Genomic DNA, 15344 nt, shown 5'->3' with positions numbered 1-15344 from the left:
TGATGAGGAGGAAAATATGTGTCTTGCCGTTCCCGCCGAAGTGCTTTCCGTTGCAAATGAAATGGCCGTCTGCCGGGTGGATCAGGGCCAGACCACGGTCAAGGCGTCCCTGATGCTGCTGCCGGAACCTCCCGCCGTGGGAGAATTCCTGATAATCCATGCCGGGTTCGCCCTGCGCGTTCTGGATAGCGAGGAGGCGGAGGAGAGCTTGCGCGCCCTCAATCTGGCTGTGGAATGTCCCCTTGGCATCGGGACCCAGGGGTAGCCATGAGCTTTGCCCTATTGGAGAAATTCCGCGACCCCGGCCTGTGTCGAAAAATGCTGGACCGGATGGAGGCCGGACTCGACCGGGACCTCCGGTTCATGGAGGTCTGCGGCACGCACACTGTAGCCATATTCCAGACCGGACTGCGTTCGCTGCTGCCGGAAAAAGTCATCCATCTGAGTGGGCCCGGCTGTCCGGTCTGCGTCACGCACGAGTCCGAGGTCAACGCCTTCATTGACCTGGCGGGGCGGGAGAATGTGATCCTGGCCACCTTCGGCGACCTGATGCGCGTACCCGGCAATGATGGCCGCAATCTGAAGAAGGCCGTGGCCGACGGTGCGCGGGTCAAGGTGGTCTACTCGCCTTTCGACACCCTCAAGCTGGCCGAGGAGAACCCCGGCGATCTGGTTGTGTTCATCGGCGTGGGGTTCGAGACAACTGCCCCCACCATTGCCGCAACCATGAAGATGGCGCTGGACATGGGTATCGCCAACCTGCGCATCCTCTGCTTTCACAAGACCGTGCCGCCAGCGCTGGACGTGCTTCTGGCCGATCAGGCCACCGATGTGGACGGCTTTATTTTGCCGGGCCACGTCTCGGCCGTCATCGGCGTGGATCCGTACGACTTCATTGCCGAAAAATACGGCAAGTCTGCCATTGTCACCGGGTTTGAACCCGTGGACATCCTCCAGTCGCTCACGCAGATGATCGACTGGCGGAATAAAGGCGAGGCGCATGTGACCAACAACTATGCCCGAGTAGTGGGAGAGCGGGGCAACCCGCACGCCATGGAGATCATGTATGAAGTCTTTGAACCGGCCGACGCCCTGTGGCGCGGTCTGGGCATGATCCCCGGTTCCGGCCTGGAAATCCGTCCGGAGTGGGAGCAGTTCGACGCCAAAAAGGAATTCGGCATCGTCATCAAGGAAGGTCCGGCCCTCAAGGGTTGCAAATGCGGCGACATTCTCAAGGGCGTCAAACGTCCCGACGAATGTCCACTCTTTGCCAAGGCCTGCACTCCGGCCAATCCGGTGGGACCGTGTATGGTCTCCACCGAGGGCAGTTGCGCGGCTTACTATAAATACAAAGTGGATTGATACATGTCCGACAAGGTACTTCTCGATTACGGCAGTGGCGGGCGCGCTTCCCAGCGCCTCATCTCGGAACTCTTTCTGAAATATCTCGGCAACGACGAACTGGACCGCCTGAACGACGCTGCCGTGCTGGATATGTCCGGCAGGATAGCCATGTCCACCGACTCTTTTACCGTAGACCCTATCTTCTTTCCCGGTGGCAACATCGGTTCTCTGGCCGTGCACGGAACGGTCAATGACGTGGCCATGATGGGTGCGGTGCCGCGCTACATCACTTGCGGCTACATTATCGAGGAGGGGTTGCCAATGGCCGACCTCGAAAGAATCGTCGAAGCTATGGGCGAGGCCGTCCGCAATGCGGGCGTCAAAGTGGTCACCGGCGATACCAAGGTGGTGCCCAAGGGGGCCTGCGACAAGATATTCATCAACACCACCGGCATCGGCGAGGTCATTGTCGATCCCTCGCCAAGCGGTGACCGTGCCCGGCCCGGCGATGCCGTCCTCATCTCCGGCACCATCGGCGATCATGGTCTGACCGTGCTTGGCACCCGCGAAGGGTTGGATTTCGAGGCCAAGGTGGAGTCCGATTCCGCCGCCCTGAACCACCTGCTGGTCCGCCTGGTGCAGGAGCTGCCGGACGTGCACGTCCTGCGCGATCCCACGCGCGGCGGTCTGGCCACCACCCTGAACGAGATCACGGCCAGCTCGAACGTCTGCTGCGAGTTGACGGAGACCAACCTGCCCGTGCGGCCCGAAGTACGCGGCGGCTGTTCCATCCTCGGCCTGGACCCGCTCTATCTCGCCAACGAGGGCAAGTTCATCTGCATCGTGCCCGGCGAGGACGCGGACAAGGCACTAGAGATCATGCGCGCCGATCCGCTAGGCCGGGACGCCTGCCGCATCGGCACCATGACCGACGCCAACCCCGGCAAGGTCGTGTTGATAACCCAGCTCGGCGGCAAGCGGCTACTCGGTATGCTCGAAGGTGAGCAGTTGCCCCGAATCTGTTAGGGAGAGAATGAAGATACCTCCGACAGGCGGGAAGGGGAGAAGGGAACTCTTTTAAATAGTAACAACATTAGAGTGTTGCCGTTTATCCTTCCCTTATGTTTTTAATGGCTTGCAGGACTTGTCCTGCAAGCCGTCTTGTCGTCGTGTGTTAATAACCGCATGTGTGAAATTGTCAGGCTACCTTATCATCGTCCTTGCGGTTTTCCCTGTTCATAGATGTCCATGGGGTTGCGTTCCATGTCACGGAGCTTTTTCAGATAGATTGTCGTGCTCCGCCGGTCCGCATGACCAAGGATGCACTGAATGCCAGGAAGCGGTAATCCCTTTGGAAAGAGGGGGGGCTTAAGCCAATTTTGCAGGAGTATTTATTATAATAAAGAAGGCTTAGAAGATTTCTCTTCTAAGCCTTCTTTCATGGAATATGGAGATGGTCTCTTGGATTAGATGTCAGTTCTCAGGAGGATAATCAGATGCGGTATCCCCGTAATATCCAGTTGACATTGTGTCCTTAGCTTGAAACGGAGCACCACCCTACTGCCTCAGTGTTTAGTATAGGTCAAAATCACTGGCCTCAGGTAAAGCGGCTGGTTTAGCCGTGACAACCTTCGGGTTGTTCACACTTTCTTCCTTTTTGGCTTGCCCAAAATTCTCAAGGTCCTTGAATACGGTCGATAAGTTTTCAGCAATGGAATTTGACTCCTGGGCGACCGAACTGACCATTTGGATAGCTTGGTTAATCTGCTCAATTGCTGTCTTTTGTTCCAGAATTGATGCGTTGATCTCGCTAACGAGCTTTACTGTCTCCTGAATGTTGGGGACAAGTTCCCTCAAGTTATTACCAGCTTCTTCAGATACGTTTTTGGTTGACTTGGTAAGTTCTTCTATTTCATTTGCGGCAACTTGGCTTTTCTCAGCAAGTGATCTTACTTCTCCCGCTACAACAGCAAAGCCCTTTCCACTTTCGCCTGCTCTGGCGGCTTCGATTGCCGCGTTCAAAGCCAATAAATTGGTTTGACGGGCTATTTCCTGTATCAGTCCAACTTTATTGACAATGTCCTGAACGGCACTGATGGAGTTCTCAAGGTTTGCTCGCGTTTCATCGGCTTGGTTGGCTACTCCATTTGTTTTTGTTTCTGTCTTTTGAGAATTTTTGAAGCTTGTTTCAATTGAGGCGAATATTTCTTCGATTGAGGAACTCACTTCCTCTGTGGAAGCAGCCAAGCTGGTCGACCCTTCATTTAACTCGCGAAGCAATTTGTTCACATCGGTGCTCATTTTGGTCTTCATATCGCGAAACTGTACCTTCTCGGTGATGTCGGTAACGATTTCGATGTGGCCCATCTTCTTGCCGCGCAGACTGTATAAATAATTAGTGTTGACTCGAAAGTTCATTCCAAATTGGTCGAAGAACGTTTCACTCTTGTCTTTTCTCAGGCAATGCACGCCGCAATCTTCAGTATTGCAAATTTTAGCACCCCAATTCGAACAGTGTTTTCCTAACATGTTCGTTCTTTTGACGTTGAGCATACCTTCAACGGGTTTGTTGATGAACGTCCAGTTCATCTTGAGGTCGGTGATGGAGAGCGGCTGCTCCATCAAATCAAGAATTTGGCTGAACCAGCTGTGAGTTTCTAAAAAATAATAGGCCATGTAGCCAGCAACCAGCAGAAATGAAGTCAAAATTATGGCTATTGAAGTGTATATTTCAATTGTCCCATTGGTGAGGAGGTACTGTGCTCCTGCAACTGAAGCACAAAAGATAATAGATAATATAACTGAAACGACAACGAATTTTCTTCTGTTCATGAGGCCTCCCGAGTAATTAGGTTAAAATTTTATCACATACGCGAATGAAGGAGGCTATTATAAATGAGTGTCGTTTTTCTTCAAATTTAGATTGACAATCCAGGTTACAAGCTAGTTGCGAAATTGAAATATGGTACATATGGAACTTGCCGAAAATTATACGGCTTCGGGGGTTAAATCTCCGCAGGGGATTTAGTAACACAGGGAGTCAAGAGGTGACAGTCATTCGTTCATCTGCTTTGACGGAAGGTTCGAAGGGACAAGTTTTGGCCATTTCCCATTTTTATTATCAGGATAGATCCGCACTTTACTGTCCCCCGAGATTGACAGTCTGCTCTTGCTTGAAACGGGTCAAGATGCCAGGTCACTATTTAAACAGGAAGAACACACTTACAATAAATATTGTAATAAAATCAAGCTGGTAACGCAATACTAAGATCCAGAAGCTCCCGAGTCTTTTTTCCGGCACCGGATAGGAAGAGCAATATACTCTTGTCCTCGTCACAAGCCTAGTGGTGGCATTGACCTCCCGTGTTGTCGCAACGTTACCTTATGACTTCAATGATTTTAAATGATAGAGTTGTTTTTTATATGTCAGCATGTGGATGAATGCGTAAATTCTGTCTCAGAATTGCCATAAATGTGCTGAGATTACCAATAGTCACCGAAAATAAGTCCCCGCCACGTCTGGTAACATGGCGGGGACTAGGTTCTCCAATACGTGGTGGGTGCTTTTTGAAAAGGACTTCCCTTCTCCCTTTCCCAGGGCCTTATCCACTCAGCCCGCCTCAACTTTTGGGTGCCGCTTTGCGGAGAAGAGTTGGTTTAATAAGAAGAAAGAGCACTTCGGCATCCGTGCAAGAGTGCCGGAGGCAATCAAAAAGTTCTGGAAGGGGAGTCCAGAGGGGGAACCTCTTCCAAGAGGTTCCCCCTCTGGCCGCCGGAGGCATCCATTCTTCACATGCCGAACGGTCGCAGCACGCGGTCGAGGACGCCTTGCAGCTTGGAGATGGCAACTCCGTAGTTGGTGATGGGCACGCCGCGCCGTTCGCATTCGGTGATGCGCCGGAGCATTTCGGTACGGTTTATCATGCAGGCACCGCAGTGGACGACCAGTGCGAACCGTTCCAGGTCTTCGGGAAAGTCGTGGCCGGAGTATACTTCGAATTTCAGGTCCTTGCCCGTGTACTGGATCATCCAGCGCGGGATTTTGACCCTGCCTATGTCGTCGGCCACGTCGTGATGGGAGCACGCCTCGCCGATGAGTACGGTGTCGCCGTCCTTGAGGGCGTCGATGGCCGAGGCTCCAGCCACCAGCCGATTCAGGTCGCCCTTGTAGCGGGCGAAGAGCGTGGAAAAAGTGGTCATGGGAATGTCGTCCGGCACGTCGCCCGCCACGCTTAGCACGACTTGCGAGTCCGTGACGACAAGGGCTGGCTTGCCATTGAAGCCGGAGAGCGCGGCTTCGATTTCCCGTTCCTTGACGGTAACGCCGATGGCGTCGCAGTCCAGAATCTCGCGCAGCACCTGTACCTGGGGGAGGATGAGACGTCCCTTGGGCGCGGCCAGATCAATGGGCACCACCAGCACCACCCGGTCGCCTTCGGAGATGAGGTCGCCGAGGATGAGCCTTTCCTGACGGTATTCGGCGGGTGCGCTGTCGATGATCCGCTGCTTGAGCCGGTCCACGCCCAAGCCGGTGGCGGCGGATACCGGGAGGAGCGGAAGTCCTGCCGTATCGGGAGCTGCGGTTTTTTCGGGCCGCAGGTCCGCCTTGTTCCAGACCACGATGCAGGGCACGCCCAGTTCGTCAATGGCGGCAAGCAAGTTTCGTTCATGGTCGGTCATCCCTTCTTCGCCCAGCACGACCACGGCCACGTCGCAGCGGCAAAGCACCTTGCGGGTCGCTTTGATGCGCAGTTCGCCCAGTTCGCCTTCGTCGTCCAGCCCTGCGGTGTCGTAGAACGTCACCGGGCCGAGGGGCAGCAACTCGTAGTGCTTGGCCACCGGGTCCGTGGTGGTGCCCGGCGTGTCCGATACAATGGCTGTTTCCTGGCCGGTCAGGGCGTTGATGAGCGAGGATTTTCCTGCGTTGCGCCTTCCCGCCAGGGCGATGACCAGCCGTACCCCGCGTGGAGCCTTATCCGACATGCTCTCTCCCCGATGCTTTGGTTTTGGATGCGGAAGGCACAAGCCCCTTCGCGGCTATGGTCCGGTGAAGCGGGGCCAGGGAAGCCATGTCGTTCTCAAGGGATGGAGTCGCAACCACCCGCACGGCGTTGGCGGTCATTTTGTCAGCAGGAATCATATCTGCCATGAGGACGTTGCAGCCCCGTTCCAGGGACTCGGCACACGAGCCGGGGCGCAGGGCGTCCAGGGTCGGCGGGGCCGGTATGTCGGCCAGGGGATTGAGCAGACGAAGCAGGGCCGCGACACGCTGGGAAAGAATGATGGAGCCCGGAGGATTGCCGGCCAGCGGGGTGTCAGCCTGGGGCACGAAGGGACCGGTCTCTATGAGGTCGAGATGCAGGTCGGTGAGAAAGAGAATGTCCCGCAATGCATCGATGGGCGTGGTGCCGGGCAGTCCTGCGATGATCCCGGAACCGAGTGAATAGCCGAGGTTGCGCAGTCCCTCCAGCCGATGCAGCCGGGAGGCGAGGTCTTCGCTTTCATGCAGCTGTTTGTAGCGGTTTCGGTCACAGGTTTCCAGCTTGAGCAGACACGCGTCCGCGCCGCAGTCGCGGAGGTAGGCGTACTCGTCCAGGGACCTGTCCCCCAGCGCGAGGGTGACGGACACGCCGCAATCCGTCTTTATTTTTCGGGTCAACTCCCCGATGAGCTCCACTGAAAGCCCTGTATCTTCGCCTGATTGCAGGACCACAGTGGTGGCGTCCTGGGCAGCAGCCTTGCGGGCGGCGTCAAGGACGTCCTTGGCTTTCAGCCGGTAGCGCGGCAGGGCACGATTGTCCGCGCGCAAGGTGCAGTACGTACATTGGCGGGTACAGACATTGGAAATGGAAATGACGGCCTGAAGGCAGACCGTGTTGCCGAAGGTGTATTGTCGGGTGTCGTCTGCGCGCGCAAAGAGGTCGGCGTCGTCCGTTCCGGTCAGGAGCGCGAGGATGTCGTCTGGAGTCACGGAAGTTTTACCTCGTCGAATTCATCGGGCGAAAAGCCCAGTTTGCAGAGATTTCTGGGGGAGAGGAGCCGGGCCACGGTCTCGGCCGGGGCGATGCCGTCGGCCTCCACCTGTTCGGCCACGGTGCGCCCGGCAGCGCGGGCGTCGGCCAGCAATCGCTCGACCCGGCTGTAGCCCAGGGCGGGGACCAGAACGGTGGCCAGGGCCGCGCTTTGCTCCACGTGCTTTTGGCAGATGCCCGTACAGGCCTTGATACCGTCTATGCAATTCGTGGTCAGGCCCCGGCAGCCGTTGGTCAGCAGGGTCAGGGATTCCGGCAGGGAATGGGCAATAAGGGGCAGCAAATGGTTCAGCTCCAGCTGGCCCATGCCCGAGGCCAGGGCGATGGTCTGGTCGTTGGACATTACCCGGAGTGCGATCTGGGTGACGGCTTCGGGCATGACCGGGTTGATCTTGCCCGCCATGATGGAGGAACCTGCCTGAAGCGGGGGGAGGCGAATCTCTCCGAACCCGGTTGCCGGTCCGCTGGAGAGCAGGCGCAGGTCCGAGGCGATCTTGAGCAGGTTGGCGGCAAACGCCTTGAGCATGCCGGAGACCTCGACAAAGACGTCCGTATTCTGGGTGGCATCCACCAGATTCTCGGCACGGGAGACCGGCAGACCGGTGATGGCGGCCAGATTGCCTGCCGCAGCCATGATATAGTCGCGCGGGGCGCCCAGCCCGGTGCCGATGGCTGTGCCGCCCAGGTTGACCCGTTTCAGCCGTTCCCGGCACTTGAAGATGCGCCAGCGGTCGCGGGCAATGGCGTCGGCAAAGGCGGAAAAGGTCATGCCCAGCGTCATGGGCACCGCGTCGGTCAGTTCGGTGCGGGCCACCTTCACCACGTCGCGGAATTCCGCTTCCTTGTCCTGCAACGAGGCCTGGAGGGCGGAGACGGCGTCCTCCAGGTCCTCGAGCAGGTAAAGGACGGCTATCCGCAGTGCCGTGGGATAGACGTCATTTGTCGACTGATGCATGTTGACGTGGCGGATGGGATCGACCAGTTCGCGGTCGTTCCGTTTACCGCCGAGCAGTTCGGCGGCCCGTCCGGCAATGACCTCGTTGAAATTCATGTTGGTCGAGGTCCCTGCCCCGCCCTGGAAAGGGTCCACCACGATCTGGTCGTGCAGTGCGCCACCGGCTATTTCGGCACAGGCGTCAACCACGGCCAGGCCGCGCTCCCCGGTCAGATACCCGAGGAGCGCGTTGGTCCTGGCGCAGGCCTGCTTGACCTGGGCGAAGGCGCGGATGAAAGCCGGGTGCAGTCGGTACCCGGAAAACGGGAAATTGCGTACGGCCCGTGAGGTGTGGATGCCCCAATAGGCATCCTCGGGCAGCCGCATCTCGCCGATTCCGTCCCGCTCGATCCGGGTTCCCTCCGGCTCGACCTTCCGCATTTTCGCCTCCGTTTCGTCCATGCAGGCTTGCTTCCCGCCGTTTGACGGGCTGTCCGTTTCGTCCTGTGATCCTGCCGCACGCTTCTCAAAGCGGCGGATCACGCCTCTGTTGTCAGACCAGCAGAGATTTGACCTGGACGCCTTCGAGCATACCGAGTTTGCCCGTCAGCGCGCCCACCTCGTCGGTGGTGGCCTCAATAATGAGGTCGATAATGCTGAGTTCCCGCTCCCGAAACGGCAACCCCATCCTGCCGACGATCATCTGGCCGTGGTCGCTCAGGATGGTGTTGACCTTGGCAGCGGCCTTGTTCCGGTCCTTTATGATGATGCCGATGATCCCGAGACGTTTTTGCATCGGGTTCCTCCCCGTGGGTAAATTTTCTCCGTAAAGAGAAGAGCCCGGTTTAGCACTCCCGGGCTCTCCGCTGCGGGGTGCCGGAGCGAAGCCGCCGGGTCCCGGAATGCCGGGCAGGCCGTTAACTCCCCTTTGGCTTAGGCTGTCCTGCCCGCAGACGGTGACTCCTTACGGAGGTGTTCTACGTGTCATTTTTACGAGAATCTGTGTCACTAATCAAGAAAAAATTATACCGAACGCATAACTTTTAAAAATAAATAATACAAATCGTGCGGTGTGAAAAATGCGGATATCGGGGAGAGAGGTAGGAAGGAGATAAGCTTTCGGCCCTAGGATCAGATGACGTCCTTGCCGCAGGTCGAAGCTGTCGGGTGCGGGTTAGATGTTGAACTTGTATCCCTTGGCCTTGAGGGCCTTCACCCGCGCGCTGCGATCCACGTAGTGGGTGTGCAGCAGGTGGTGGGACATGTGGCCACAGGGCCCTTCATGCAGGAAGCCGGTCTTGGGATCATAGAGCTTCTTGATCATGGGGTTATCCTGGGACTTGCGCAACTTGTATATCTTGGGGTTGGCATCGGCATCGTACACCTGTTTCTGGCGCAGGCCGACGAACTCCATGCTGGCGGCAACGGCTTCCTTGGTCATGTTGAAGCCGAGGACGGTGTATCCGGCCATCACACCGCAACACTTGATGAATCCGCGTCTGTTGAGTTTCATTGTTCATCCCTCCTTATGCGCCGACCCGGCGGGCCCGGAAGCGCTTGTTGATCTGGGCCACGGTGGACCGGAACAGGGACGCCCTGATTTCGGGATCAAGCGGCTGGCCGCCGCCGTTCACGCAACCGCCGGGGCAGGTCATGATCTCGATGAAGTGATACGGGGATTTGCCCGCCCGCACTTCGTCGCAGAGCTTGGCGGCGTTATTCAGGCCGCTGGCCACGGCAACCTTCACCGTACCGAAACCGGGAACCTTGACGTCTGCCGTCTTGATGCCCTCGTGGGTGCGGACGACCTTGATGTCGGGATTCTTGAGCTTCTTGCCGGAGAGTACCTCGTAGGCAAGGCGCAGGGCAGCTTCCATGACGCCGCCGCTGGTGCCGAAGAGGGTGGCCGCACCGGTGGAGTCGCCCAGGACCGGATCGGGGTCTTGCGAGGGCAGGGAGTTGAAGTCGATGCCCGCGGTCTTGATCATGTAGGCAAGTTCGCGGGTGTTGATGGTTGCGTCGATGTCGCGGAATCCGCTATCGGCCAGTTCCTGGCGCATCCCTTCGTATTTTTTGGCAATACAGGGCATGATGGAGACCGTGTAGATCTTCTGCGCCGGGACGTGGGTCTCATGGGCGCCGTATGTCTTGGCCAAGGGGCCGAGCATACCGATGGGAGACTTGCAGCTCGACAGGTTCGGCAGCAGATCGGGATAGAAGGTCTCCGCGAACTTGGCCCAACCGGGGCAGCAGGATGTGAACTGCGGCAGGGGACGGGCGCCCTTTTTACCCTGTTCCTTGACGCGCTGGATGAGTTCGGTGCCTTCTTCCATGATGGTCACATCGGCGGTGAACTCGTTGTCCCAGATGTAGTCGAAGCCGAGCTGGCGCAGGGCCGCGTGCATCTTGCCGCCCACATAGGTGCCGGTGGCGGCCCCGAAGCATTCGCCCAGGCCGTAGCGGACCGCCGGGGCGGGCATGGACACGACGATGGTATCCGGGTCTTTCAGCTTTTCGAAGATCTCGTCCACATAGGACACGCCTTCGTAGATGGCGCCGTAGGGACAGTTGACCAGGCACTGCCCGCAGTTCATGCAGGCTGCCGGATCCACGACCGCGCGGATGCCGTCTTCATTGATGGACTGGATTGCGCCGGTAGCGCAATGCTCCTCACACGTCCCACAGGCTTCGCACTTGGTGGGATCGACCTGGACAAAGAAAATGGAGTCCGGATCAATTCCATGGGGTGCGTTTGTCTGGGTCATCACGCCTTCAATCTGTTTCATCGTTCCCTCCTTGTTGGGGTGGATTGAAGACAAGTCCACCGGCTGGACAACCGGTGCGGACTTTGGTGTGCTTCCTGACATTGGAAACCCTCCTCCTTAGGCTAACGGTCGATATGATTACCGACACTTGTTAGCACGAAACACAAAATAGTAACACAGTACAGCTACTATTTTAAAATGAATAGCTGTGTCAAGGCATGTGAATAGAAATGTGGAGAGCTTTGGCTGTGGAATGTCAGCCGGTATGCGTCCGGAAGTTCGGGTGGTGGGAAGGGGGGGGCTGTTGGTCCGAATCAGCGCTGCGGTTCGCCCGGCAGGCGGGGGGCGCAAATAATGGTGGCAACCCCGCACAAAACGAGGATGCTGCCGAAAACGAACAGAGGGGTTATGCCCTCTCCAAGCATGAGATAGGCGAAATACCCGGAGAAAATGGGAATGAAGAGGGAGATGGTCGATGTCAGGATGGCGGGCAGCCGGTTGGAGACAATGGCGAAGCCCAATGTGGGCAGCGCAGTGGAAAAGATCCCCAGCGCCAGGAAGATGAGTATGCCGCTTTGCGAAGGCATGAAGGCTGGCGCTGTCTGTTGCGCCACGGCGAGCAGTCCGGTTCCCGCTCCACCTATCAGGAAGGTGAGCAATGTAACGGACCCTGCATCCGGGCAGGTTCCTTTACGGGTCAGCCGTTGATATACATGCGCATAAAGCGCTGTCAGCATTGCGGCGCACAGGGCGAGAACGTCGCCGAGAAACCGCTGCCCGGTGACGCTTCCGGCAGAGGTCAGGCCCGGGGAAAGGGTAACGGCGATGCCTACAGTGGCCAGAACAACCCCCCACAACGTTGCCTTGGGCGGGACATCGCCTTGCACCCTGGCGATGGCGATGACGAACAGGGGCGGCGTGCTCAACAGCAGCGCCACTTCGGCGACGGGTGCCATCTGGAATGCGGAGGTTGCCAGAAAGTAATATCCGGCTAGGAGCGAGGCCAGGATATAGCTGTGCGGCCGGGCAAGTGTGTTTCGTAGCCGGTCGGCCGAAGGATGCAGCAGGTACATGGGTATGGCGGCGGCCGGGAGGGCTATCAGCAGCCGTGCCGATGTGATGGCGGCCGGGTGCATGTGGGGGAGCTTGCGTACCAGAACGCCCGTCATGCCCCATGCCAGGGCGGTGACGGCTGCCAGGGCGAACGAGTTCCAGTCGCGCGGATGCACTGGGGCCTGCTTGAAACTACGCATTGAACTGTGCCGACGCGGGGAACTTGTCATCGAGAATGTCCGCGATGATCTTTCGGGCCGTGCGGATTTTGTCGCTGTTGCCGTCCAGGCCTGAGCGGACCATGGCGCCTTCCAGAATAAAGGAGAACATCTCCGCCAATTCCGAGGCCTGTCCGGCAGTAGCGGTCCGGATTTCCAGAATGTGTTTTTCCAGCGATCCCTTCACCCCATCCTTGTGTCGCTTGATCGCCGCTCGCACCGGAGAGTCGGCGTCCAGTTCCGCCGCCGCGTTGAACATGCCGCATCCCTTGAATCCATGGGTCGAGGCTTCCCGATCCGCGTGGTCCGCATAGGCGTCGACTACCGCGAGAATCCGCTCTTTGGGCGATGTCGCCTTGGCCGCTCTGCGCTCGTACAGAGCCATCCATGTAAGGTCTCTTTCGGCAACGTAGGCGGCCACCAGATCGGCCTTGGAAGAAAAGTTGTTGTACAGACTCATCTTTGCGACCCCGGCACTTTGGGTGATGGTGTCTATGCCGGTCGCCGTTATACCCTTGGCATAAAAGAGATCACCGGCAGCTTCGAGAAGCCGCTCGCGAGCCGTAGTCCTTTTTTGCGTCATGGAAACACTCCTTACTGTGTAGACCAGTCTACCTATCAATGGTGTAGAGTCAATGGGAATTGTTTTTTGCATTTAACAAATGTGATATCAGATAGTTAAACCAGAGGTGGACACGGCCGGAGAAGGTGAGGATGACTTGAGATTACTTTTTGACGAAGGCGACTGCCTGCCCCCGGCCGAATGGAGTACTAGCGGTACTTGGCAAGAATTCTATTTATTTCGCCCGACTTCAGCAACTGCCGGATGGCGGCGTCGAATCTTTTCAGAGCGTGCTTTTTTTGGGGATGCAGCCGTATCATGATGTCCCTCTCGTCCAGGGCCGGACCGACTTCCAGCTGTCGGTACCAGGAAACGTTGTTTATCCAGTACAATGCCAGGGTTTCGTTCATGAATGCCTGATCTATGCGTCCATGGCGCAGCATTTCCAGCAGTTGGCGTTCATCCGTGGCGACGACTTTATTGATCAGTCCCAGCTCGAACCATGGATCGCAGGTGGGATAGGTGTATCCCCTGACCACGCCCACCGCACGGTTTTCCAGTGACAAAGGGGATTCCACCGGGATTCGTTTACCTTTTCCGAAGACAACGACATTGCGCACTCTCCCGTGGGGGATCGTATACACGCCGGGTACTTTTGCCTTGCTCCGCCACAGCGGGTTGACGCATGTCTCCAGGTCTATTCGGCCGTTGTCGAACATGAGCTGTGCCCGGAGAAATGGCAGGTACTCGTAGGTGAAGGTGTCGTGGGTGATCTTGCCTATTGCCGCCAGCAGATCCCGGTTGATGCCGGTCCTGGTGTCGTCCGGGGTAAAAAAATAGGGCGGGAAGGAGTGATGGTAAAACATCACGCGGAATTCCTCGGCAACGGCGGTGCCCGTGCCGAGGCCGAGGATCAGGCAGGTTGCAGCAGTCAGCAATCCGCCCATGATCCGGATTTTGGAAAGGTTCGAGCAAGACATAAAAGAGCCTTGTTTTCAAGCTGGTTATACAATTAATGCAAGCTGAATATAACAAGCGTGAATTTTAGACAAGATGTAACACCCCTCAAGTATGCGCTGTCCGTATTTGCGTGTCGCGGTCATCTGGGATAGGAAATCGGGCCGTCCGTTGGCGGTGGGATACAATTCAACCAAGAGGAAGGAATGGGAAAGCACATCCTTGAAGAGGCTGCGCGCTGCCTGCAGTGCAAGCGGCCCATGTGCAGCAAGGGCTGCCCGATATCGACCCCGGCCAATCTGGTGATCGAGGCGTTGCTCGCCGGTGACATGCAGAAGGCTGGGGCCATGCTGTTTGAGAACAACCCGCTGACGGCGGTCTGTTCCTTGATCTGCCCGCACGAAAATTTCTGCGAGGGCCATTGCATTCTGGGCAAAAAAAGCGCCCCGGTACAGATCAGCGACATCGAGCAATACATTTCTCGCTACTATCTGGAGCAGTTCCAGCCCGAACGTCCTGTAAACGGCAACAACGGAAAACGCATCGCCATCATTGGCTCCGGCCCGGCCGGAATCACCGTTGCCTTCATCCTGGCACGCCAAGGGTTCGACATCACTTTGTTTGAATCCAAAGATCGCATCGGCGGCGTGCTCCAGTATGGCATCCCGGACTTTCGTCTGCCCAAGGACATTTTGGAAAAGCTCAAGGAAAAGCTGCTCGGCCTGGGCGTCAAGATCCGGCCGAACACGCTCATCGGCCCGGTCATCAGCATCGACGATCTCTTCCGTGACGACTACAAGGCCGTGTTCATCGGCACCGGGGTGTGGAATCCGAAATCGCTCAAACTCAAGGGCGAGACCCTGGGCCATGTGCACTACGCCATCCACTACCTCAAAAATCCCAACGTCTATTCCCTGGGGCGCAAGGTCGCCGTCATCGGCGCGGGCAATGTGGCCATGGATGTGGCCCGCACCGCCCTGCGCAAGGGCGCTCAGGAGGTCTCTATCCTGTACCGTCGGGGCGAGGACGACATTTCAGCCACCAAATATGAATATGAGTATGCCAAGATGGACGGCGTGCGCTTCCATTTTTATACTGCCCCTGTCGAAATCGTCGACGAGGGCGTCATTGTGGAAGACACCCGGATCGTCGAGGGCGAGGACGGGCGCAAGCGCGTGGAGGTCATAGAGGGCTCCCGCTCCCTGTTCGAAGTCGACTCCGTGTTCATTGCCGTAAGCCAGGCCCCGCGCAGCAATCTCTCCGGCCTGGAAGTCGGCAGGACCGGCCTGGTCATCACCGATGAGGATGGCCGCACCACCCGTCCCGGCGTGTTCGCATCCGGCGACGTGGTCACCGGGGCAAAGACCGTGGCCGAGGCCGTTAGCTTCTCCAAACGGTCCGCCCGGGCCATTGTGGATTATGTGAAAGGGCTGGACGACTGATCCGCCGGTTCATGACGAGTTGAGAAACGGCTTGCGG

14 protein-coding genes are annotated in these 15344 nt (G+C 57.4%); 4 read left to right on the top strand and 10 right to left on the bottom strand.

The window, feature by feature from the left end; genetic code table 11:
* The first annotated feature begins 16 nt into the window (after positions 1-16).
* From ACI0FG_RS12470 to hypE, 3 genes are read left to right on the top strand one after another with little or no spacing between them, the layout of a single operon-like run.
* Positions 17-265, top strand: coding sequence for a HypC/HybG/HupF family hydrogenase formation chaperone (locus ACI0FG_RS12470; protein ID WP_419785329.1), 249 nt, complete (start codon positions 17-19; stop codon positions 263-265).
* Positions 266-267: 2 nt separating this feature from the next.
* Positions 268-1362 (top strand): hydrogenase formation protein HypD, encoded by a 1095-nt coding sequence (hypD, locus tag ACI0FG_RS12465; protein WP_419785328.1) that lies wholly within the window; start codon positions 268-270, stop codon positions 1360-1362.
* 3 nt (positions 1363-1365) lie between these two features.
* Positions 1366-2370 (top strand): hydrogenase expression/formation protein HypE, encoded by a 1005-nt coding sequence (gene hypE / locus ACI0FG_RS12460; RefSeq protein WP_419785327.1) that lies wholly within the window; start codon positions 1366-1368, stop codon positions 2368-2370.
* A 546-nt stretch (positions 2371-2916) separates the two neighbouring features.
* Here the strand turns inward: hypE and ACI0FG_RS12455 are convergent.
* The 10 genes from ACI0FG_RS12455 to ACI0FG_RS12410 form a co-directional block, all read right to left on the bottom strand.
* Positions 2917-4176: a methyl-accepting chemotaxis protein gene (locus tag ACI0FG_RS12455; RefSeq protein WP_419785326.1), complete on the bottom strand. Its 1260-nt coding sequence runs from the start codon at positions 4174-4176 to the stop codon at positions 2917-2919.
* 957 nt (positions 4177-5133) lie between these two features.
* A complete protein-coding gene (hydF, locus tag ACI0FG_RS12450) occupies positions 5134-6327 on the bottom strand; it encodes a [FeFe] hydrogenase H-cluster maturation GTPase HydF (protein WP_419785325.1) in 1194 nt (397 codons plus the stop codon).
* The gene (locus ACI0FG_RS12445; RefSeq protein WP_419785324.1) at positions 6317-7315 is read right to left on the bottom strand and encodes a biotin synthase BioB; all 999 of its coding nucleotides are present in this window, start codon (positions 7313-7315) and stop codon (positions 6317-6319) included. The genes hydF and ACI0FG_RS12445 overlap by 11 nt, the downstream gene beginning before the upstream one ends.
* Positions 7312-8751 carry an aspartate ammonia-lyase gene (locus ACI0FG_RS12440; protein ID WP_419785323.1) on the bottom strand — a complete coding sequence of 480 codons (1440 nt, stop codon included), beginning with the start codon at positions 8749-8751 and terminating at the stop codon, positions 7312-7314. The genes ACI0FG_RS12445 and ACI0FG_RS12440 overlap by 4 nt, the downstream gene beginning before the upstream one ends.
* Positions 8752-8863: 112 nt before the next feature.
* Positions 8864-9106, bottom strand: coding sequence for a TM1266 family iron-only hydrogenase system putative regulator (locus tag ACI0FG_RS12435; protein WP_419785322.1), 243 nt, complete (start codon positions 9104-9106; stop codon positions 8864-8866).
* A gap of 378 nt (positions 9107-9484) precedes the next feature.
* Complete coding sequence (locus ACI0FG_RS12430; protein ID WP_419785321.1) at positions 9485-9823, bottom strand: iron hydrogenase small subunit; 339 nt, start codon at positions 9821-9823, stop codon at positions 9485-9487.
* Positions 9824-9836: 13 nt separating this feature from the next.
* Entirely contained in the window at positions 9837-11096 is a 1260-nt protein-coding gene (locus ACI0FG_RS12425) for a [FeFe] hydrogenase, group A (RefSeq protein WP_419785320.1), read from the bottom strand.
* 293 nt (positions 11097-11389) lie between these two features.
* Positions 11390-12328 (bottom strand): DMT family transporter, encoded by a 939-nt coding sequence (locus ACI0FG_RS12420; protein ID WP_419785319.1) that lies wholly within the window; start codon positions 12326-12328, stop codon positions 11390-11392.
* Positions 12321-12929, bottom strand: coding sequence for a TetR/AcrR family transcriptional regulator (locus ACI0FG_RS12415; protein ID WP_419785318.1), 609 nt, complete (start codon positions 12927-12929; stop codon positions 12321-12323). Before ACI0FG_RS12415 ends, ACI0FG_RS12420 begins: the two co-directional genes overlap by 8 nt.
* A 188-nt stretch (positions 12930-13117) precedes the next feature.
* Complete coding sequence (locus ACI0FG_RS12410) at positions 13118-13888, bottom strand: substrate-binding periplasmic protein (RefSeq protein WP_419785317.1); 771 nt, start codon at positions 13886-13888, stop codon at positions 13118-13120.
* 183 nt (positions 13889-14071) lie between these two features.
* Here ACI0FG_RS12410 and ACI0FG_RS12405 point away from each other — a divergent pair, with 183 nt between their 5' ends.
* The gene (locus ACI0FG_RS12405) at positions 14072-15307 is read left to right on the top strand and encodes an NAD(P)-dependent oxidoreductase (RefSeq protein ID WP_419785316.1); all 1236 of its coding nucleotides are present in this window, start codon (positions 14072-14074) and stop codon (positions 15305-15307) included.
* Positions 15308-15344 lie beyond the last annotated feature (37 nt).

Origin of the sequence: Pseudodesulfovibrio sp. 7M6, from assembly GCF_050058625.1 — a bacterium.
Lineage (GTDB): Bacteria > Desulfobacterota > Desulfovibrionia > Desulfovibrionales > Desulfovibrionaceae > Pseudodesulfovibrio > Pseudodesulfovibrio salinus.
This window is presented reverse-complemented; position numbering and strand designations above follow the sequence as displayed.